Origin of the sequence: Halobacterium yunchengense, assembly GCF_037031165.1 — an archaeon.
GTDB classification, from domain to species: domain Archaea; phylum Halobacteriota; class Halobacteria; order Halobacteriales; family Halobacteriaceae; genus Halobacterium; species Halobacterium yunchengense.
Map to the genome: position 1 here is coordinate 52,880 of NZ_JAYEZL010000005.1, position 21,947 is coordinate 74,826.

The window sequence follows — 21,947 nt, forward strand, 5'->3', positions numbered from 1 at the left end:
GACGCCGCGGCGCGACCGGAGGTACCTCTAAAGGCCGTGGCGTCCACGTGGCAGTATGACCGACGGTCGCGGAGCACGCGGACGAACCGACGCGTCGACCGGAAGCGGAGACGGAACCGCCGGCGGCGGCCCAGCAAGCGTAGCCACCGCCGGCGACGACGTGACCACTGTCGCCAGCGGACGGTGGCGGCGCGCATGAGCGGCGCGGACCGCCCGCGCGCGGGCGTCGACGTCGGCGGCACGTTCACGGACGTGGTCGCCGTCGACGACGGCCGCGTCGACGTCACGAAGGTCCCCTCGACTCCCGACCACCCAGAGCGCGCGGTCCTCGACGGCCTCGAGGACGCGGCGGCGGACGGCGACTTCGCGCTCGCGGACCTCGGGTTCCTCGGGCACGGCACCACCGTCGCGACGAACGCGGTCCTCGAGGGCGAGTGGGCGGACACCGCCCTCGTCACCACCGAGGGGTTCCGGGACGCCCTCGAGATCGGGCGCCAGGACCGCCCGGACATCTACGACTTCCGGGCCGAGCAGCCCGACCCGATCGTCCCGCGCGACCGCCGCTTCGAGGTGCGCGAGCGCCTCGACGAGCGCGGGAGCGTCGTCGAACCGCTCGACGAGGCCGGCGTCGAGGCGGTCGCCGACGAGCTCGCGGACGCGGACGTCGACAGCGTCGCGGTGAGCCTGCTGTTCGCGTTCGAGGACGACGCCCACGAGCGCCGCGTCCGCGAGGTCCTCCGGGCGTCCGGCGTCGACGCCTCGCTGTCGCTGTCCAGCGTCGTCCTCCCCGAGATCCGCGAGTACGAGCGCACCCTCACCACCGTCCTGAACGCCGCGCTGAAGCCCGTGATGGACGACTACGTCGGGTCGCTCGCGGCCGACGTCCGCGACCGCGGCGTCGCCAGCGACCTCAAGCTGATGCAGTCGAACGGCGGCCTCGTCGAGGCCGACGCGGCGCGCGAACGCCCCGTGCACACCCTGCTGTCCGGCCCCGCGGCGGGCGTGCAGGGCGCGACGCACGTCGCCGCCGAGAGCGGCTTCGAGGACCTCGTGACGATGGACATGGGCGGGACGTCCTGTGACGTCTCGCTCGTGGAGGGCGGCGACCCCGTCGTCGCGACGGACGTCGAGGTCGGCGACTACGCCGTCGGCGTTCCGATGGTCGACGTCCACACCGTCGGCGCCGGCGGCGGGTCGGTCGCGTGGCTGGACGAGGGCGGCGCGCTCCGCGTCGGCCCGCAGTCCGCCGGCGCGGTCCCCGGCCCCGTCGCGTACGGCCGCGGCGGCGACCGCCCGACGACCACGGACGCGCACGTCCTGCTCGGCCGCCTCGACCCGAGCTCGTTTCTCACCGACGGCGCCGCCGACGAGGCCGCGGTCCGCGACCGGTTCGAGAGCGAGCTCGCCGGACCCCTGGACTGCTCGGTCCGGGAGGCCGCACAGGGCGTCCTGGACGTCGCGAACGCGAACATGGAGCGCGCGCTCCGCGTGGTCTCCGTCGAGCGCGGCCACGACCCCCGGGACTTCGCGCTCGTCGCGTTCGGGGGCGCCGGGCCGCTGCACGCCGCGACGCTCGCCGCCGAACTCGACGTCCCGCAGGTGGTCGTCCCGCGGACCGCGGGCGTGCTCTCCGCGCTCGGCCTGCTCGTCAGCGACGTCAAGTACGACTTCAGCGTCTCCCGCGTGCGCCGCTGGAGCGACGTCGACCCCGACGCGCTCGGGGACGCGCTCGCGGACCTCCGCCAGCGGGGCGAGGACCGCCTCGACGACGAGGGCGTCGCCCCCGGCCGCCGCGCGTTCGAGCGCCGCGTCGACCTCCGGTACGTCGGCCAGTCGTTCTCGGTGCCCGTCGCGGTCCCGGACGGCGACGTCGACGCCGACTCGATGGCGGCCGTCGAGCGGCGGTTCCACGACGCACACGAGCGACGCTACGGCCACGCGGACCCCGGCGAGGACGTGGAGCTCGTGACCGTCCGCCTGGACGCCCGGGGCGCGGTCGACCCGCCCGAACTGGGCGCGCCGACCGCGGAGGGGGACGCCGCCGACGCGGTCCGCGAGACGCGCGCGGTCGTCTTCGACGGCGACGCCCACGACGCCCGCGTCTACGACCGGAACGAACTCCCCGCCGGCGCCACGTTCGACGGGCCGGCCGTCGTCGAGGGCGACGCCAGCACCGTCGTCGTGCGGCCGGGCCAGACGGCGCGCGTCGACGACGCCGGCAGCGTCGTCGTGGACGCCGGAGGTGGTCGGTGATGGTCGACGCCGTCACGCTCGAGGTCATCCGGAACGGCTGTGCGGCCATCGCCGAGGAGATGAACGCGAACCTCGTCCGGACGGGCTACTCGCCGAACATCAAGGAGCGCCGGGACTGCTCGTGCGCGCTGTTCGGTCGGGACGGCGAGATGGTCAGCCAGGCGGAGAACATGCCCGTCCACCTCGGCGCGATGCCGTTCTCCGTCGCCGCCGCCGTCGACGCCTTCGAGGGCACGTTCGAACCCGGGGACGCCGTCCTCCTGAACGACCCGTTCAGGGGCGGCGCCCACCTCCCGGACCTCACGCTCGTCTCGCCGGTCTACGCCGACCCCGAGTCCGAGGACCCCGAACTCGTCGCGTACGCCGCGAACCGCGCACACCACGCAGACGTCGGGGGGTCGACGGCCGGCAGCGTCGCCGCCGACTCGACGGAGATCTACCAGGAGGGGCTGCGCATCCCCCCGGTGAAGCTCTACGAGGGCGGCGACGTCGTCGAGGACGTCCTGGCGGTGGTGCTGGCGAACGTGCGCACGCCCGAGGAGCGCCGCGGCGACCTGCGCGCCCAGCAGGCAGCCAACGAGACCGCCCGCGAGCGCGTCCACGACCTCGTCGACCGGTACGGCGCGAGCGACCTCGCCGACGCGTTCGACGACGTGAAAGACTACTCCGAGCGCCGGATGCGCGCGGAACTGGAGGCCTTCCCGGACGGCACCTACGAGTTCGCGGACGTCCTCGACGACGACGGCCGCGGCAACACCGACCTCACCGTCCGCGCGAGCGTCACCGTCGACGGCGACGGCGTCCGCGTCGACTTCGCGGGGACCGCCGCCCAGACCGAGGGCCCCGTCAACGCCGTGTTCGCAGTCACCGCGTCCGCGACGTACTACGCGCTGCGCTGTGTCACCGACCCGGACATCCCGCCGAACCACGGCTGCTATCGACCCATCGAGGTCGACGCGCCCGCGGGCACCGTCGTGAACCCCGAGCCGCCGGCCGCCGTTGTCGGCGGCAACCTCGAGACCAGCCAGCGCGTCACGGACGTCGTCCTCGGAGCGCTCGCCCAAGAGGTGCCCGAGCGCGTGACTGCGGCGGGCCAGGGCACGATGAACAACGTCACGTTCGGCGGCACCGACCCGCGGGACGACAGCCCGTACGCGTTCTACGAGACGCAGGCCGGCGGGTTCGGCGGCCGCAGCGGCCTCGACGGCATGGACGGCGTCCACGTCCACATGTCCAACACGATGAACACGCCCGTGGAGGTCCTGGAGACCGCGTATCCGCTGCGCGTCCGGCGCTACGCGTTCCGCCCGGACTCCGGGGGCGCCGGCGAGTTCCGCGGCGGCCTCGGCCTCCGCCGCGACGTCCAGGTGCGCGACCACGTCGCGCGGTTCAGCCTGCTCGCGGACCGCCACACTCACCGACCGTACGGCCTCGAGGGCGGCGAACCCGGCGAGTCCGGCACCGCCTACCGGTACGAGGACGGCGACTACGAGGCCGGCGACGGCGAGCGAATCCCCCAGAAGTCCGTCCACGAACTCCCGCCCGGGACGACCATCAGCGTCCGCACGCCGGGCGCGGGCGGCTACGGCGACCCCGCAGACCGCGACCCCGACGCCGTCCGACGCGACCTCGAGCGCGGGAAGATCACGGCCGAGCACGCGATGGCCGCTTACGGCGTCGACCCCGAGGACGTCATCGACTGACCGGGCGAAGTTCGCGGCCGCACCCGGTGAGCGTGGCTTCCTCGGGGGTGACGAACCCGGCCGCGACACCCCCCGACACCCCTCGAGTTCTGTATAGCAGAATGAAGTTTACGAGTTCGATCTGCGACGCCGACCGGCCGGCTCGCGGCCAGACCCAGGGTGCACTCGCCCCGAGAATCGGCGAATTCGGCCCCGGTGACTGCCCAGTCCGGCCCTGGGCAGGTGGCCGTCCCGGACGCGGAGCATCCGGGAACAGCGCGGTTCACGCGACGTGGCTGGCGCTCGAGCTCACCACTCGGACCGCGTTCGTGGCGCTGAAACGGAACCGCGGTCGTGGCGCTAGAGCAGAACCGCGGTCGAAGCGCTGGGGCGGAACCGCGGTCGGCGCCCGGAACCGACACGAGCCACCGGTGGCACGAAACGCGCTCGTTCGGGGACGTCGTGGCGTGGAGCCGACTGTACGACCGGGAGACACGCACCGACCGGCCGCGACACCGCGCACCGCCGGGAAAACTCCCGCCACTGTGCTGTCCGCGGTGCAGGCCGGCCTGGCGCCGCCCGCTCCCCACGGTGGGGAGACCGCGGCGAGCGCGTGGAGCTGTCCGCCCTCGAGGGCCGCTCTGACCGATACTCGATGGCCTCCGAGGAGACCGCCAGGCCTGGCCAGGGCCGTTACGTAGCACCGGAAACCGGCCTGCTGCCGCCTGAGCGACCCAAAGGCAGTCGGTCGACGAATTCCACGCTGACGCGGAGACTGCCGCTGAGGACGGTCCTGGGCACCGTGTGCCTCGGTACGCTCGGAAAGGGGCTTCGCGAAGTCGCACTCCCGTGCGTCCGGCCCTCGGCGACTCGCGAGCGTTTCCGAGGTCCGCGAGCGGTCGAAGCCGTAACGGTACGTCGGAGGCGAGGCTCACGCGGGCGGCGACCGCGTAGACACCGGCCGCTGCGAGACGGGCACCGGGAACCAGCGGCCGACGCCGGCGAGGTCGTCCCGCGAACGCCGGCTGCCCAGCACAGTGATCCCCGGCTGGTGTGCGAGATGGTCGTCGTGGCCGGCTTGCCAACAGCGTTCGACTGGAGAGAACGAACGGCAGGTGGACGTGGACTGCCCGAGTTCCAGCAGTGGTCGGCCGCGACGACCGACAGTTTATCCGCCCGTAGAGCACCACGTACTGAAATCACTAATCGAGGAGTGTGGGGCTACAGATTCGAAGTATCCTGTTCGACAGCACCAGAATGGAGTGGTGGACGGCTCCGCGAGTAACGATAAGGGTCTTTATCCGCTACGAGGGGAACATTGAAGGGAGCGGGGCGGAATCGGGTGGACATGGCCGACGACGACCGCGTCGTGGTGAAGACGTACGTGCCGCCCGAGCAGAAAGCCGAGTGGCGGGAGGCCGCCGCCGACCTCGAGATGTCCCAGAGCGAGTTCCTGCGGACGATGGTGCAGGCCGGCAGACGCGGGTTCCTGGACGACCCCGAGGAAGGCGGTTCTGCGGACGCTACCCCCGGGGGTGAAGGCCTCGAAGACAGGGTCCTCGACGCGCTCTCCGGGGACGAGTTCGTGTCGTGGGACGAACTGGTCGCGGAGCTGAGCGGGGACTTCGAGGACCGCCTGTACGAGACGGTGCAGTCGCTGCACGCGGAGGGACGGATCGACCACGACCCTCGCGAGGGCGGCTACGCGCTGCCCGGTGAGCGATGAGCGAGCGCGCCGCGGACGTCGACGGGGAACCCGCCGAGCGCGGCGGTCACGACGCCGAGGACCCGGTCGAGTACTTCCTCGAGGACATGGCCTACCACGGGAAGTCCGAGCGCACGCGGGAGGCCTACGGCCGCGTCCTCCGGCAGTTCGAGGCGTTCCTCGCGGAGTTCGACACCACGCCGGCGGGCGCTGACCGCAGGGACTGCCTCGCGTGGGTGCACGAGCTCCGCGGCGAGCACGCCGACAGCACCGTGGCGACGTACGCGTCCTACCTCAACCGCTTCTACGGGTACATGGTCCAGGTCGGCGAGTTCGACGGGAACCCGATGACGCTGGTCACCCAGGAGATGGACGAGTCCATCGACACGGACCCGACGCGCCGGGAGGTCTCCGTCGCGGACATGCGGGCGTTCGTCGACGGCATCGCACACCCCCTGGAGCGAGCGGTCGTGTTGACGCTGCTGAAGACCGGTCTGCGGGTCGGCGAGCTCTGCAACCTCGACCTCAGGGACGTTGCCCTCGACGCGCCCCGGGTCACCGACGTCTACGACCTCGGGACGCGCGCACAGCTCGACGGCCGCCCCGACACGCTGTTCGTCGACCCGACGCCGTCCCGCGGCGACGAGGTCAACGGCGAGGTGCGGACGGCGTCGAACAAGCGCAAGCGCGCGACGCTCGTGCCCGTCGACGGGGAGCTGAAGGCGGCGCTCGTGCGCTGGCTCGCGGTCCGACCGGACACGCCGTCGCCGGCGGCGCCGCTGTTCGCGAGCACGCGAGACGCGTGGGGACAGCGGCTGACGCCGGAGATGGTGCGGTCGGTGGTGCGCAAACACGCCGAGGACGCCGGCTGGTACCGCAGCGGCGCGGACGCCGCGGAGAACGTCACGCCCCACTACTTCCGGCACTTCTTCACGACGCACCTCCGGGACCGCACCGGGGACCGCGGCGTCGTGAAGTACCTCCGCGGCGACGTCGCCGACGACGTCATCGACACCTACACGCACAACTGGGGCGATCGGGTGCGCGAGGTGTACCTGGCGAACGTCTACTCGCTGACGTGACGCGACAAACCGAACTCGTAAACTGTATTCTGCTATATCGAACTCGAGGAGTGCTGAAGGCAGAAATTTCGTCGGACGAACCCGCAGAACTGGGCCGTGAGTGCCCATCTCTCCGGAGAAAAAGTCAGTTAGCTGGTGGAAAGAGGGGGGAATGACTCTGAGGTTATGTAAATTAGCGGAGGCGGTCAGTCAAAACCCGCGAAAATGTTAGTGATGCCTCTCAGGACCTGCGAACCCGGAACGGGTCTGCTACGTAAGAACACCCTCCAACGACTGCTTAGCGTACACCAGGAGCTTATTCCGCCGGATGAGCGGCCTGTCCGATCGCCCATCAGAAAACGACAACTCCGCTAAGAAATCGATGATCTTCCAGACATTGTAGAGGGTACATGCGAACATGAAATTGACAAACCGAAGCTGGTGATCCCGAGATTTAGTCTCTGCCCAGAACACACGAACGTACTTCCAGTGCTCCTCAAGATCCCACCGGTCATTGTACCGCTTCAGAAAACTCTCCACTGCCTCCACCTTTTCCTCCTCCTCAGTATCATCAAACTCCGGGAAGTCAGAGTGCGAGGTGGCGAATAACGCGAATAGTTGCTTGTCCTTGTCGCTATTCCGTTTCCTGCTGTTCTTCTCTTCCTCGGTCTTGACGTCCGTGACAAGATCGTCAAACGGCGACCGGACATCAGCCTCACGTTCCGAATGCAACTCCTCAGGCGGCTCATCAGACACCCAGTCCTGATCTACGTCAAGAACCTTGCTGGCGAAAGACCCCCACATCTCGCTCCTGATATCAGCATCAGACTGCAAATCCCCGTCCGGTACCTCCTGTTCTGTGTCGTCGTCTGAGGACGGTGAAGTGGATTCGATCTCTTCGATCTGTGACCTCCACAAGTCCGGGTTTTCAGCAGGGAGATAGACGCGTGTGTAGGTCAGGAAATCCTCAATCTCATCGTCGGTCATCCCGTCAAGTTCGTTTCCAAGCAACTCATCGAGAAGGTCATCATCCACGTCTACGGTTTTCTTTTCGACGTGAATCATTCTCCGTTGTTTGCGGAGACGGGTGCAGGTTGCTTTCTCGCTGTTGAACATTCTCTCGGGGTTGAGGAAGTCTACGCCGTGTTTCAAGCAAACGGCTTTGACTTCATCAGTATCGAATTCCCGATCCATGAGGAGAATATCAATGTCCACCATGTCGGTACTGTGTTTGAGGAGTTCGTCAACAATCTCCCATCGGGCCATGTCTCGGTGGACGGGTATGCCATCAAGGAGTGCGGGGTGAGAGGCATCGTTTGTGCGGATACCGGCGAACTGGTAGTAGTAGTTGATATCAGGGTCTCCGCCGTCGTCGGCGGCGTCGTTGTAGCCGAGAATCCATTCATCTGTGACATCGCATTTCTCCGGATTAGGGTCCCAGCCTTCGACGCTATCGAGTTTGCAAAGCGGCTTTGCGGATTTCGTGATGTCGATGGAAGCCATGGTTGGCCGGTTGAGTCGGCCGTTCTGCCGGGCGCGATTCAGAACGTGTTCCGTTGATTGTCGGTGACGACGGCGGATGTCCTCTATTGGGAGGTCACGGAGTTGATCACGGTGATATCGGCCGCAGGGAACGTTTTCACGGGTTGTTTCGGCTTTGTAGTCATTCAGCCCGCTTTCGGGATAGGTGTCTTCTTGCTTGGCGATGTACGCTTGGCCTTCCCAGAAGGTGCCAGCGTCAATACTGGCATTGTCTTCTCGGTCGAAACACCGGTTGTACGTCCGGTGAATGAACGGCCCGATTTCTTTCCAGACCTCCTCGGTTTTCTGGTCTGCATACTCTCTAACTGAGGGGTTGTCTGGGTCTGGATTGGAGAGTTCGTCGGCATCGTATGCGGGTTGGAAAGCACGAGCGGGTGCGGGGACGTTGTGTTCGCGGGCTGTTTTGATGAAGGTGTTTGCAATAATTTGGAGGGAGATCTTGGCTTCATCGTCGTCGTCAGCGAGGTGGTCATTCCAGGCCTTCCAGAGGGTGCTTCGAGTTGGGAAGCCGTCGTCGAAGTCGAGGTGGTTTTCGATTTCCGGTGTTTCGGTGAGGTAGTCGTAGAAGTCGCTTTCGTGGTCGAATCCGTTGGCGAGACGGATGAGGTGCAGTTTCACCATTCCCTCTGGAGATTTGGTGTTGCGGTGCCACCGGGCAGCTCCATAGTTGAAGCTGTTCGCTGAGAACGGGTAGTGAAGGATCGCTTCGTCCAGATCGTTGTGGTCGTCGTGGGTGAACCAAGTGTTGGCGAAGACAGCGGTGTCCCAGACGCGCGGCCAGGTTTCCCCTGGGTTGTCGGGGGTTTGTGGCCACGATGGATGTTGCTCCTCGATAGAGTGGAGCACATCGGTGATGGTGTCTGGGGTGGCTGTCATGGGTGGCTGGATTGCGGTCTTGGATACCTGGTGGTGGATGCGAGGGGTTATTCTCGCGCGTGTTATTTCCGAAAAGCCGCTGAGAGACGGTACATTGTGGTAATTGGCGGGTTTGACGATTAACGGAACCGCAGGATAGCGGAGCATTTCCAAGGCGGAGTTTACGCTTAGCGGAGACTCCGCTTTACGGAAACTTTGGGAAACTGATTATAACCCCGCTTCAGAAACCATCAGGAGAAGCCGGAAACTCCCGACTAGGGAAACTCCGGTTAACAGAGAGTCCCCAAAGCGGAGGGTCCGCCTTGGGGGAGTTTCCAAATCACCCCACTATGAGCGATCCCAACGAAGAACTCCCAGTGACCGACGTCTTTGACAACTGGCATGCAATCGGTCTCATCGCCCGTCTCGACAGAGACGACGGGAACATCAAGGCAGAAATCGAGGAGAAGGTCGATCTCAGCGGGAAACCGTTGAAAGAACTACTTGACGACGCGATTGACGCGGATTTAATCGAGGAGACCCAGATACGGCCGGGTGACCACCCCCGTTCTGACAGGTATCAATTGACGGAGCGAGGGAAGGCGGTTCAATCACTACTGCGGTTCAGAGGGCTCGACGACCTGCAGTATGCGTACATCACCGCGAAAGCGGAGTTACAGCGTGCGGCCGACGAGGCACAGGACATCATCGAAGCGGAAAATCTGCACAAGAGGTACCCGCAGCGAGACTACTGGGTTCGAACCGGTTCAGAACAACCCGAGATCGACACAGAGCAACTACTCACGGAAGTCCAGGAAGAGCACGAGGATCTGTTCACCGCAGACATCAGAGGCGAATGGGACGTGGACATCCTAACGGAGGGGACGGATTCCCGCGAACCCATCGAAACCTGGGGCAGCACTCCCGAGGAAGAAAACGACTCGGAAGAGTGAGATCGGTCTCACGACGGGGTCAGTTGATTATCGGGTTCCGGGCCGCTCAGCGTCACGAGAGCCCCTGCGTCAGCACACGCCGGACAGAATGGGAGTGCATCCGTATCCCCGTCCCACTCAACGTCACCCCAACCGTACGACGTCTCGCACTTTGAACAACTCCAATCGTAGGCCCCGTACTCGGCCGCGAGGTCCGGGAAGCAGTGGGCCAGTGTCGGCGTGAGACGCGCGTCACGATCCTCGTGGGCGTCCAAGTACTCTTGCAGGTTATCCCGGTCGTAACCATCGAACACAGGGAGCAGCCCGTCTGTACCGATGTCACTGAACGGTGTGTCGGCTTGGCCGCACCGATGTTTGAACGCGCAGTAGTTACACTCCCAGTCTCGCTCCGGTGACGCCGGCGGGAGCTCGCTTGCCTGTTCGTAGGCAGTCTGGTCAGCCATCCACGTCACGACATCGTCCCAGAAGGACGGGTCGAAGTCAACGCGGAACGCTTTGATATTCAGCGTTTCCCGTGACCCATACACGACCAGGCCGGTCGTCACCTCGTGGTCGTATTTGTCATTGAGTGCGTGCAGGTACGCGTGGAGTTGTGCGCGGTGATGGGGTTTCGGCGCGGAAAGATGGTCGAGTGACGTGGTGGTTTTGATTTCAGTGACAAGCAGCGGATCGGCGTCTGCCGTGACGATCGCTGGGTCGGTCGTCCCGCGCACACGGAGTGGTGTCCCGTCATGAACGGTTTCGGTGTCGATCCAGACTGAGTTCGTGACGTACGTGCTCGGTGTCGTGATGGACTGGAGGAAGGGGACGATGACTTGTTCCTCGAATTCGGTGCCGAACCAGAACAGGCCCTCTGGTACTGTGCCTTCACGTGGGGCGTTCTGCCGCGCGTAGCTGGCCTTCCGATGGCACTGCAGTAACTTACTCGGCGTGTGATGGTCCGGGTCTTTTGGTGGTGACGGGCCGTTGAAGTACTCCTTCCCTTCGAGAATGTTGGATTGGAATTGCTGCTCGTTATACCATTCGTTGAACGCGCGGTTCGTAATCCGGTCGTGAATCTCCCGAACAACAGTCGTGTCCGAGTCCGACTGTTGGGACGGCAATTCAGTTTCGGGTGGATCGCTCATCACTGTAGGTGACTCGGAGAAGCGTAATAGGGAGGTGCGTGTGATTTCCGAATCATCCATCGAATCAGGACTGGAACAGGTAGTATCACCGGTTTTAGGCTTGTGCTCGGTAGATTCGGGCTTTCGTGTTGCCTTCCGAAGTGATGAGATTGTAGTGCTCTAGTTTGGAGAGGTAATTGCGGACCATCCGCTTGGTCTTGGGGTCATCAGCGCGCTTGCAATAGGCGTCGTAGAGGTCCTGTGGTGGGATTTCCTTGTGTTCGGTGATGATGTCGTACAGGAGTTGCTGGTCGCTCGTGAGGCGATCGACGGTCCGCTGTTTGATTTCCGCTTTCGCTTCCGGAGTCTCATCCTCGATGATGTCGGCCGTAATCTTGTCAGCCGGGGAGGTTCGTGCTTTCCGGGCGGCCCGCCGAAGAATCCCGATAGCGACACGTGCATCACCGCCAGCGTTCGCCGCAATCAGTTCCAAGCGAGAAGTGTCGATGACGTCGTCAGTGAGTCCCCACCGGACACGGTCACTGAGAATCGCAACGAGCTCCGACTCGTGGTACGGCCGAAAGTGGATGCGCTCACAGTCAGTGAGACGGCTTCGGAGCCGGTCATCCGCGGAGACGAAGAGGTCGTCCTCATCGTTGGAGATCAGGATCATCGTGAAATGCGGGATACGGTACAGGTCGTACAGCAACGACTTGTCCTCCAACTGGTCCACTTCGTCCAGAATAACGACGTACGGTGTATCCCCGCTGTCTCGGAGGCGTTCGAGGAGGACGTCCTTCGGGGTGGATTGTCGGTGGATATCGACTGTGCGGTCGATGCCGTCAAGGAGTCTGTAGAGGGTTTTGAACCGGGAGTGGTCTTCCCAGCAGTTGACGTACTGGTAGTTGAGGTCCACAACTTCCTCGCGGAGGCGTTCGACGAGGAACTGCGCGATACACGTCTTCCCGACACCGGAGGGGCCGTGGAGGAGTGCTGGATCAGCTCGTTCGCCGTGCGTGATGGGGTTGAGGACGCTGGAGAGGTAGTTAATCTCGGCGTCCCGATGTTGCACCTCCCGCGGGATGAACTCGGGCTGGAGTACTCGTGCGTCGGTGATCATGGGTTTGCGTCGACGCAGACTGCCAGCATAATAATTGGAAGGGTGTAATTTCCGAATTTCCGAAATCACGAGCTGCGCTTCTCGATTCCGTTCATCGACCGTTGAATAACAGAACAGCAGCTAGTCATCGGTACTTGCCTGTTGTGGGGGATGACAGGAGAACACAGTTGCCGGTTCCGAATTGAGTTGTTGCTGAAGGACATCAGCAATGCGTTCCCCCATCAACGGTGGGACTGCATTCCCGATTTGGCGGAACCAGTGAGTGAAGGGACCCAAGAAGACGTAATCGTCAGGGAAGGACTGGAGACGTGCCGCTTCACGCGGTGTCACGCCTCGATTCCGCCGATTATCCGGCTCTCCGGTCACATTTGGCGCATACTCATAGTAATCTGGGAGGACGAAATTGTTCGCGTCCTTGGCTAGATGCGCGACAACTGTTGGTGCTGGCTCCGTCCACTCTAGCATCCGGTACTTATCCTTGAATCGAGGATTCTCTTCAGTCCCCACGTCATACTCAATCAACTCTGCATATTCACCGTCCTTCGCGTATTTCACGTCCCATCCGGTATCACCCGGCTCTAATGCCTCGTCGAACAGCGTCCGGTCTTTCTCCATCGGGTGCTCCCGGGCTTGGTGATTATAACACAACTCGGTCCCTGTATTCAGTCCGTGTTCTTCGACATACTCACTCCGTGTACCACGGACGCTCCCATGACTTACCCGCCCACCTTCCCCTCGACGGAGTTTCGGCAAGCCGGACAACGCCTGTTTCACCGTAACTTCGTCGGTCGGCCCAACCTCTGAAAGTTGCTCGAATAACGTCTCAATGACGGCATCGTCGTTCTCTCCCACGAGATCATCCCGTACTCCGAAAATGAAGATACGTTCCCGGTGCTGCGGAATCCCATACTCCGCACAGTCCAAGAGTTCGTAATCGCAGGTATAACCGTGCCCATCTGCACCAATGGAGTTGAGTGCGTTCACTACGAGATCGGCGACACGGACTCCGGTATCGCCAATCTCGTTCGCCATCCCCTCCACGTTCTCCATTACCAGCACTTTGGGGCGTAATCGCTCGACAGCAGTTACGTACTCTTCGTAGAGTTCGGTCCGATCATCCTCTAGGATATTATACTCGCTATCGTCCGCCAGTCTTGCCCGATACCCTGCCTGTGAAAGAGACTGACACGGTGGCCCGCCGGCGATGACATCGGGTTTTTGGTCAATCCGTTCGAGTAGCCCATTCTCAAGCTCTGTTCGAATATCCCCACACACGATCTTCTCGTGGGGAATCTCAGGATGATTGAGACGATAGGTGTCTACAGCATCTCTATCGTTATCAATAGCTAACTCAACGGTCCAGTCGTTACGCACAAACCCAAGTGACAGACCGCCTGCCCCAGCGAAGAGATCAACTACGACCGGTCCCGACTCCTCTTGGTTTTGCTTCCGGAGCCGGTGGGTAAGCAGGAACCTCCGGATTTCACAGCTGTCGCCACATGAGTCGGTTTCACCTTTGACAGCATGGCCTGCAACTGCCCGATGCAGCTGCGGTATCTGACGACGCGAAAGTTCTTCTTCAAGTCCTTCCCGTCGTTCAACGTCATCTCGTAGTTCATCTGGCGACAGAAGCCCCAGCGAGCACAGAAGCTGGTCAACGAATGGATCACTTGGCCAAACAGGCTTATCGAACGCGACAAGCATCAACCACCATGCATCCGGTTTTGAAATACCAGGGAGTTCAGCGAGCAAATCGGCGAAACTAGAATAGCGTAATCCACCGAGATCTCGCAGGCTTACACCATCAGTATGATCGTCCTCGGATACTGCGTCTACAAGGTCTTGGAGGCGTGTAATGCGGGTGTCGCTAATATTTGGCCGATTTGTTGCCTCAAGTAGAGCCGCCTCTAGTTCGGCCTCGTCGAGTGCAGCAATATCCTCCCACGACCCGATCTGGTCTCGTAGGTCAGCAATTATCCGCCGGTATTCACGGTCAAAATACCGCTTTGACGGCGGCTGACCGTCCGGCGCAATGGCAACCGCTGCAACGGTATCTAATGGGTCACTACTTCCGGTGAGTGCATCGTCACAGGTACAGGTTCCTGCTGACGTGCTTTCGGCCAGCGACTCATAGCGACAGGGGAATTGCTCGTTGGATTTTCGCTTCCGACACTGGGTTTCCGGGGTCGCTGTTGGACACCCAGCTGGATGGAGCCAGTTCTGCTGATACTGTTCTGCAGTAAGCACATCGATGAGAAAGTCCACATGGCGCAGGACGAACTCCTGGTGCAACGAGAACTCAGTATCTGAGGAATCCAGCAGACATGAGGGGGTTTCCGGCGTCTCTATATCCGCCCACGAGTCGGCCATTACCTGGACATTATCACTCAGCAATAAAAAGGCCAGGATTCCTGAGAGGGGGTGAACCGATAACTCGTAGAATAGCACCTGTTTTCGAGGTGTTCTGGCTATCGTAACTGGAACCGACCCACCAATTACACCGGTGCTTATGGGATACGCGACTAGATGAGGGTATAATCGATGGGAATAGACTTCCCCTACGGGAAAACCGAAATAACAGCCCAAGAGTACGAGGCCCTAGTTGACGCTGGGGAAATTGCCGACCACCTTGCAGAGAGAACAACAGGCGATCCTACACCCCGAGTTCACTCATTTATCGACACACTGCCGCACCTCCTCGATTGGCTTGATAGTTCTGGACGAGACTATCCATGGCGGCATACGACTGATCCGTGGCGTGTCTACGCCACAGAAATCCTTCTCCAGCGCACACGGGCGGATGCCGTTGCAGACATCTACGAGGACTTCTTCGAACGCTTCCCGTCTCCACAGGCGCTTGTCGAAGCAACCGACGAGACCATTTATACGCAAATCAGATCGCTCGGATTTGGAAACCAGCGAACGAGGAGCCTGAAGGAGGCAGCAAACCTCTGTGTGAACCAATATGATGGAGCCGTTCCAGCCGATCTTGATGCGTTACAACAGCCGTGGCGAGTCGGACCATATTCCGCACGAGCGTGTCTGCTATTTGCGTTTAATCAGCCCATCGCACTTGTTGACTCGAATATCGTTCGAATCATCGGGCGAGTCTTCGGGTACCAAATGCCGAGTCAACCACACAAGAAGGACTCCATCTATGAACTTGTAGACACACTCATCCCAGATACACCAGACCTGGCGCGTTCAATCACTTTCGCGTTGCTTGACCTTGGTGCGCTCATCTGTACTGAACCCTCCCCGAAATGCGATGAGTGCCCGTTACACTCGTGCTGCCTCTTCGTTGAATCTCAATAACGGTGACGAGAGTAGGTTCAGGGACGAGCTGATCCCTCTGAATACTCCTGCGTGTTCGCAGAACGGCGAACCGCCTCAAAGAAGTCCGTTAGCTCGTCAACAACCGGTCCCCGGACAATCAACCCAATCTCAATCGCCTCTTTAAGACTATAATTCGTAAGATTCGCACTTCCAACATATGCTATCTCGGCGTCTGCGATCAGGGTCTTGGCGTGCAGGCGACCGTGGGGTGAATCGTATTGATAGACCTGGAAATTAGATGTGTCTCCACTGCTTCGGACTGTTTCACGAATCCGTTCCACGTGGCCTGCGTTTTCCCCATTCTCAGTCACATCTCGGGTGAGGAGTGTAACGTCAACACCGCGGTCAGTTGCAAATGCAAGATGGTCAACGAAAACGTCCACACCAAACCGGGTGAAGAAGGGAGTGACAAGCAGCAACTCCCGCTCGGCGTTCCGAACCAATCGAATAAGACGCGCCATGAGCTCTGCTGATCTCTCATCAAACTCATCCGGTACAGCGATACTTAGTTCGACATCGTGTACTGCGTCATTTGCGAGTAACTCGGCTTCGGATGCCGTCAGGTGGTCATCAAATATGTTTAGAAATTGAATAAATTCGATTGTCGTATTGCGGTTCACCTTGACCCGGTTAGTCGTCTGAGATGTGAAACCAACGAGACCAAACTCAGATGCGAGATCATGAAGATGATTCGCGGCCTCTCGATGGATGTCAAACTCCTCTGCCGTCTGTGAAGGGTCAACAGTTCCTTCACCAGAGGCAGCAGTATGAAGCAGATGCGTACAGAATACTACTGGATCAATCTCGTGTGCTCGAACCGCCTGTACGAATTGGGCTGGTGTTGCAAGCGTCATTTTCTGTGTCAGGTACTTTTCCCGCCAAGTCCACCAGTCAATTTCCAGAATCCAGCTGGCACTCCAGATGCGATCCGATTCCCGTAGAGAGCGATTCGAGAGAGGTTCTTGTTGAAGTGCTGGCAGCCGATTTCTGACATGTGGAGACATGAGTGACACGCACCGCCCCGAATATCAGCGCACGTAGAGTCATACATGCAACTTTCCCCCTCTGTGAGTGTGCTAAGCAACCAATCATCGAGGTTCCGGTCAATCAAGGTGAAGAGCCCTCCTGCCGTGTAGTTCTGCGTGTTATTCGCGTAGATGGCAGTGGCGAGGCCTTCTGTGAACAGATATTCAGCGAATGAGGTCTCGTCAATCCCAGAATGAACAGCAGCACGCTGAATGAGCAGGTGGGAAATCGTATGCAGAAGGCAGTGGACGGCAAGTGTGATTTCGTTGTACTGGCTGCCGTCATTCACATCAGTTGAGTACGGTTCTATCGCCTCCATTTCCGCGTACAGCGTCGCCCGTGCATCCGAAAGCTCCATATTCAGCGTGTCCTCGATGGGGTATCCACTCTCGGCGAGCCAGTGACCAACTTGGCGAGGATCTAACTGGACGATCGCAGCCTCTGTCTTTGACCGGGTTGTGTAAATCGGTGTGCGCCATTCCCCATCTTCAACTTGTACTGGTGGGAACATCCGGGCAGCAGGGGTTGAACCACCGTCTTCCTCGTCATCATAGGTGCGGTGATAGCCGTATACTGCTTTGAGGAGCGGGAATTCGGAAGTAACACCGATATCAAGAATTCCCATCTGATCCATAAGTTGTGTCTCTCGGGGCGTAGAGGTTTCTCGTGCGCTTTCCTGTTCCATTATCTCCCGCAATTGGATGTATCGCCGCATGTTGTCAGACGGCTCAACATCCCCGACTTTCGCCTGTACCATCTCACGAACCAACTCAGGATCTTGATCCCCGCCAATTTGGCCAAGAGCTTGCTTGGTCTGTTCGATCACCTCGGGGTTGTCGGTATCAAGCTCGTCAAAGTCGATTTGTGACACCCCCTCTTTGTCCACCATCTCCTTTAGACTCGTCTCGGGATGATCGAACTCACCGAGATAGGCCCCGATGACAATTGGGTCGATTTCTTCCTCTGAGCGTATACTGCTCTGGTAGATGTTCCGGTCACCGAGGTCAACGCGAGTGACATCGTGAATATTCATCGCCTTTGACGACGAATGGACGGTTACGTCCATTCGCTCGCCACATTCACAGAACGTCTGGAAATCATCGCTGATGACTTTCCCGTTACAGGCACCACACCGCCACTTGAAATCTTGATACCGGTCTGCACGGTCATCCAGCATCACGTATGAGTAGCCGTGCTTGTCACAACCCGGAACGGAAATCGATCTAATATCTGAACAGGAGGAGCACACACCAACATGGTGAATCTGGTTGAGGGCTCCATCGCACCCCTTTCGTCGGCAACTCAGGCCGCTCTGTTCAAGCCCTCTGATACGCTCGTCACTATAATCGTGAACCTTCCCGCAGTCCATGCATTCGAAGACACGTGGGAAGATCTCCGCGTACACATCCGATGGATCAATAATCGCCCACCGATCGGGTGTCGGCGGTGATAAGGCTCCCTCAACACCGCCGCTCCAGTTGTCAAGACTGGCATGAACGTGATCGATCATCTCCTGTTCACTGGCGATCTCCATCTGCTCGCCAGACATCCTCGCTGCCTGTTCGATGAGATTGTGTTTCGGGTTCGAGAACGTCGCTCCGGGCGGGAAGTTGTACATCACCTGCATCTTCCCGCGACGCATATTGTCAGTCATCGCGTGTCCACCCCCACAGCCTCGAACGCATCTTCATGGCTGTAACTCGGTTTGATGTCTATCGGGTCATCCACGTCACGGAGACTCAACATCACCCGTCCAGCGAGACATCCCTCAATGTCCTCTGCAGTACCGCTCTGGATGTTGTTGAACGAGATCTGAACGAGTTCCTCAATCCGGTCCGCGAACGGGCACTGACCGGTCTCCCAGTCTTCCCCGTAAATCTCGACGAGGTCTTCAATAATCTGGTCTTGGTCGATCACACCGGCCTGTTCGGCCTTTCGCGCCATCCGCGGATGGGCTCTGTTTTTGAAATATCCGAGGTGCTCACTCAATTCGTCGAAGTACCGAATGTACAGGAGCGACATGAAGATCCCCGGGAAGGTTCGCTCCACACTGAATTTCGCCCACCGGTTAATCGCTACTGGTTCAACGAGTCGGTCGAGGTACTCGTGGTACTTGTGGAAGTAATGGTAGTGCGACCGGTCACGCTCCCCTAACGGGTCGAAGACGTCCAACACGATTCCCGGGTGCTTGCGGCCAACACGCGAGGATGCCTGAATATACTCGGACATCCGTGGTGGTGCATTAAAGAATACCATGTACCCGAGGGCGTCAATGTCCACACCGTGACTGATTGAGCTGGTCGCAGTGATCAGCCCCTCAATATCCTCGTGGGTTGTACCATCGTCTTCACCGACCTGCTCGAATCGGTTGAGCATGTCAGCCATCGCATCTGGGTCGGTGTTCCCCTGCATATCGAATTTCTGCACGGGGTCGTATCCATCGTCGGTTAGGTTGTCGTTCACCTGGGTTTCAGTGGACTTGTAGACACGACCGCCCTCGAATTTGGAGATGACGTAGGTTACCAGTGTGTAGTAGTGGTTCAGGATGTTTTCGAACGTTTCCGGATCGGACACCTCCTCGAAGTCGAACTCCTGAAGTGTTGTTTCGGGTTCGTCAAGCCAGTCTTGAATCCGGCGCTGGTGCATCTCCAAGAGCCGGATGATGCTGTTAATCTGGCTGCGGTTCCAGGGAACAACACCGACGTAGTGCCGTTGAACTTTGTCTTCGTCCGTCGTTGTGTAGGCGGATTCTCGATAGTCCGGTCCGGGTGCAGGGAACCGAATTGTTTCCTTCCCGCCGTACAGATGCTTGACCTGATTGTCCGATTCTTCGATCGTTGCTGTCGCTGCTATTTTCTTGGGTTCGTAGTAGTCGATTCCTTGCTTTTCAGCGGCCCATTCGAGGTGCTTCTCGAAGGCGGCGTAGTAGTGGCTCTCGAAGGTCCCGAGATCCTCGTTGACGAGGTGTAGCTCGTCCTGCAGACAGAGCGTTGGGACCGGGTCTTGAACATTAACGCGCTCTAAATCACCGTAGTCCGTCTCGAAGTCCTGTTTGTCTCGGCCGCAGAACCGCGACATCATGCACTCGTCGCCCTGGTGTGTATACCCGTGTTCTGGGCAGCGATGAGTGATATACCCGGCAAGCGTTCGGAAGCGGTAATTGTACCCGAGAGCTGCAAGTTTGTCTTGAGTTCCGACAACAATCGTTGGAACAGCACGATAGAGATCGATGTCCGTCACGTGAACGTGCAGCTTTTCCCGACGACAGGATGCTGACGAACAGTGATGTTCGACTCGATCAGTTGCTGTACTGAATACGAGGTCAACGTCACTGCCGCAGAGCGGGCATTTTTCGACCGCGCGGTAGTCTTCACGACTGACTTGTTCGAGGTCTTGGCCGTCTTCTTTGTTCCATCGCTTCTTGAACTCACGTAGCTTCTCGCGGTTCTCCTCTAACGTCTTCTCGTCCTGCGGATAACTGGGGTACCAACCGTTGAACTCGGATTTCAGCAAGTTCCCGAGGCTGTTCTCTGTGTTTCCGGTGAAGAATCCGGCGCTGAGCGGCTCCCTGCCATACTCTTCCTCTTTCCGGACCTCATCTGCGTGGACGAGGATTTCGACAACTCGCTGGAACTGTTGCAGCGACAGCAACCGGAGTGGGAAGCGCATCATCGCTGACAGACCGAACTCTTTCCCGCGTCGCCTGTCGAACAGCGCCGTGAAGGCAAGCAGGGCGAGGTAGGCCTCCGTTTTCCCACCACCCGTCGGGAAGTACAGGAGGTCTGCCTTGTCACGATCGTGGGCCTCCGGTTCGAAGTCCCGTTCTTCGTGGACAATGTCCGGGAGTAGAGACACGATGAAGACAACCTGGAATGGTCGCCAGCCAGGATATTCAAGTTCTGCATCCTCATCCCAGGGATCGCCTTTCCGGACCTTACGGAGGAACACGCGGTTCACCTGCTTGAAGAGTTCCCGCGCCATTTGATCCTCTTCAAGAAGCTTGACACCGCGGTCAAATCGTTCAATCTCCCGTTCAAACCGCTGTATGTCTGATTTGATCGTCTCTACTGTTGGGTTCGACTCAGGGTCTGTGGCAGCCGCTTTCGCTTCGTCAAGACGGTCCTGCCAGTCGTCTTTTTTGTACTGTTTCAGTTTCTGGCGAACTGCCCGCAGTACCGGGAGTGGGTCTGTGGCCAGTGTATCGAACCGTGGTGCTGCTTCACCGGAGTACTGCCGGTGACCGAAGTAGGCCTGCTTGTGAACAGGGATGGTTTCCGATTTGATGCCCGTTTTCCCCTCTGTCCAGACAGCAGTACAGTTCTGGCCCTGGCCAGGAACCGAGGAGTCATAGCGGAATCCTTCGGGGACGTCTTCGAAGCTCATCGGCTGGAACTCGGTTTCGTCTTTTCCTCGCAACTCCAGCTGTGTTTCATATGTTGCGAGGTCGAGGTCTCCGAAGTCTGGTTCCTCGTCGCTTTTGTTAGTCACGTCAACCCGGACAACAGCAGACCCTGGCGTATCTGCCGTGGCTGTCGTTTCATCAATCGCTTCAAGAAGACGAACAGTCACGTCGATTCTCGGGGTCGGGGCATACTCCGTGTCCCCGCCGACAGGTGCATCGGAGAGGTTTTCCAAGTAGTCGTCGTCAGACAGGTTATCGTTGTTGGACACGAAGTTCTTCACGGCTCCGAGATCACTGTCGAACAGGTCCGGTGCAGACTCGATATGCTTCTTGGTAGCCGCCCGGATCTTCCTGTTCAACTCTCGTTCCACTTTGTCCGATGCTTCACTGAGGACACCGGTGTGGTCTGCATTGGCATCGAACGAAACGGTTGTACTCACACCGAAGTCTGCGTCGTCGTCACCGGGCTCTCGAAGCACATACTTCCGGTACACCGTCGGCGCGTCTTCGCCTGCCTCAGCAGCCTCTGCCGGTGTCGGAATGACGCGATAGTACAGGGCGAAGGATAACTGGACGCTCAGGGTGATTGTGTCACCGTCATCAGTGGTCGTCACGCGACCAATTAGCCCCAGTGTTGATGGCGACTGCCGTGATTGGATTTCTTTATCGATTTTCGTATCCTCTTCCTCGGGCGTGAGCGCTCCGGAGAAAAAGTTCGTTCGCGGTGTCAATCCAGGTGGGGTACGTTCACCGTCGTCAATATGCGCCCCACGGATTCGGTCAACAGTATCCCCGACGAGTTCTGAAGCAAAGGTTTCGATGTCGTCACGGGATGCCCCATCGATGTCTGCCATTCGTTACTTCGGCATAAGGGGGTGCCAGGGATAAATATAAGCCCAGGTCCCC

The 21,947-nt window shown here is 60.1% G+C and carries 13 protein-coding genes; 6 read left to right on the forward strand and 7 right to left on the reverse strand.

Annotated features, from left to right (window positions below; genetic code table 11):
* Positions 1-195 precede the first annotated feature (195 nt).
* The 4 genes from U5911_RS14085 (at position 196) to U5911_RS14100 (ending at position 6,722) form a co-directional block, all read left to right on the forward strand.
* The gene (locus tag U5911_RS14085) at positions 196-2,253 is read left to right on the forward strand and encodes a hydantoinase/oxoprolinase family protein (protein ID WP_336037694.1); all 2,058 of its coding nucleotides are present in this window, start codon (positions 196-198) and stop codon (positions 2,251-2,253) included.
* Positions 2,253-3,956 carry a hydantoinase B/oxoprolinase family protein gene (locus U5911_RS14090; protein ID WP_336037695.1) on the forward strand — a complete coding sequence of 568 codons (1,704 nt, stop codon included), beginning with the start codon at positions 2,253-2,255 and terminating at the stop codon, positions 3,954-3,956. The genes U5911_RS14085 and U5911_RS14090 overlap by 1 nt, the downstream gene beginning before the upstream one ends.
* Positions 3,957-5,283: 1,327 nt before the next feature.
* Positions 5,284-5,661: a DUF5805 domain-containing protein gene (locus tag U5911_RS14095; RefSeq protein WP_336037696.1), complete on the forward strand. Its 378-nt coding sequence runs from the start codon at positions 5,284-5,286 to the stop codon at positions 5,659-5,661.
* A complete protein-coding gene (locus U5911_RS14100) occupies positions 5,658-6,722 on the forward strand; it encodes a tyrosine-type recombinase/integrase (protein WP_336037697.1) in 1,065 nt (354 codons plus the stop codon). The genes U5911_RS14095 and U5911_RS14100 overlap by 4 nt, the downstream gene beginning before the upstream one ends.
* Before the next feature lie 249 nt (positions 6,723-6,971).
* Here the strand turns inward: U5911_RS14100 and U5911_RS14105 are convergent, their stop codons facing one another.
* Positions 6,972-9,119, reverse strand: coding sequence for a hypothetical protein (locus U5911_RS14105; RefSeq protein WP_336037698.1), 2,148 nt, complete (start codon positions 9,117-9,119; stop codon positions 6,972-6,974).
* Positions 9,120-9,448: 329 nt separating this feature from the next.
* On the opposite strand from U5911_RS14105, the gene U5911_RS14110 reads away from it, so the two are divergent.
* Entirely contained in the window at positions 9,449-10,051 is a 603-nt protein-coding gene (locus U5911_RS14110; protein ID WP_336037699.1) for a hypothetical protein, read from the forward strand.
* 8 nt (positions 10,052-10,059) lie between these two features.
* Here U5911_RS14110 and U5911_RS14115 read toward each other — a convergent pair whose 3' ends face one another.
* The 3 genes from U5911_RS14115 to U5911_RS14125 all read right to left on the reverse strand — a co-directional run bounded on the left by U5911_RS14115 (position 10,060) and on the right by U5911_RS14125 (position 14,647).
* Positions 10,060-11,178 carry a CRISPR-associated protein Cas4 gene (locus U5911_RS14115; protein ID WP_336037700.1) on the reverse strand — a complete coding sequence of 373 codons (1,119 nt, stop codon included), beginning with the start codon at positions 11,176-11,178 and terminating at the stop codon, positions 10,060-10,062.
* Between the two features lie 94 nt (positions 11,179-11,272).
* Positions 11,273-12,277 (reverse strand): Cdc6/Cdc18 family protein, encoded by a 1,005-nt coding sequence (locus U5911_RS14120; protein ID WP_336037701.1) that lies wholly within the window; start codon positions 12,275-12,277, stop codon positions 11,273-11,275.
* A gap of 120 nt (positions 12,278-12,397) precedes the next feature.
* Complete coding sequence (locus U5911_RS14125; RefSeq protein WP_336037702.1) at positions 12,398-14,647, reverse strand: DNA cytosine methyltransferase; 2,250 nt, start codon at positions 14,645-14,647, stop codon at positions 12,398-12,400.
* Between the two features lie 171 nt (positions 14,648-14,818).
* Here U5911_RS14125 and U5911_RS14130 point away from each other — a divergent pair, with 171 nt between their 5' ends.
* Positions 14,819-15,592: a hypothetical protein gene (locus U5911_RS14130; RefSeq protein ID WP_336037703.1), complete on the forward strand. Its 774-nt coding sequence runs from the start codon at positions 14,819-14,821 to the stop codon at positions 15,590-15,592.
* A 17-nt stretch (positions 15,593-15,609) separates the two neighbouring features.
* Here U5911_RS14130 and U5911_RS14135 read toward each other — a convergent pair whose 3' ends face one another.
* From U5911_RS14135 to U5911_RS14145, 3 genes are read right to left on the reverse strand one after another with little or no spacing between them, the layout of a single operon-like run.
* Positions 15,610-16,467 (reverse strand): phospholipase D-like domain-containing protein, encoded by an 858-nt coding sequence (locus tag U5911_RS14135; RefSeq protein ID WP_336037704.1) that lies wholly within the window; start codon positions 16,465-16,467, stop codon positions 15,610-15,612.
* An 8-nt stretch (positions 16,468-16,475) separates the two neighbouring features.
* Positions 16,476-18,293, reverse strand: a complete 1,818-nt coding sequence (locus U5911_RS14140; protein ID WP_336037705.1) for a hypothetical protein — start codon at positions 18,291-18,293, stop codon at positions 16,476-16,478.
* On the reverse strand, positions 18,290-21,895 hold the full coding sequence (locus U5911_RS14145) for a helicase-related protein (RefSeq protein ID WP_336037706.1): 3,606 nt from the start codon (positions 21,893-21,895) through the stop codon (positions 18,290-18,292). The genes U5911_RS14140 and U5911_RS14145 overlap by 4 nt, the downstream gene beginning before the upstream one ends.
* Positions 21,896-21,947 lie beyond the last annotated feature (52 nt).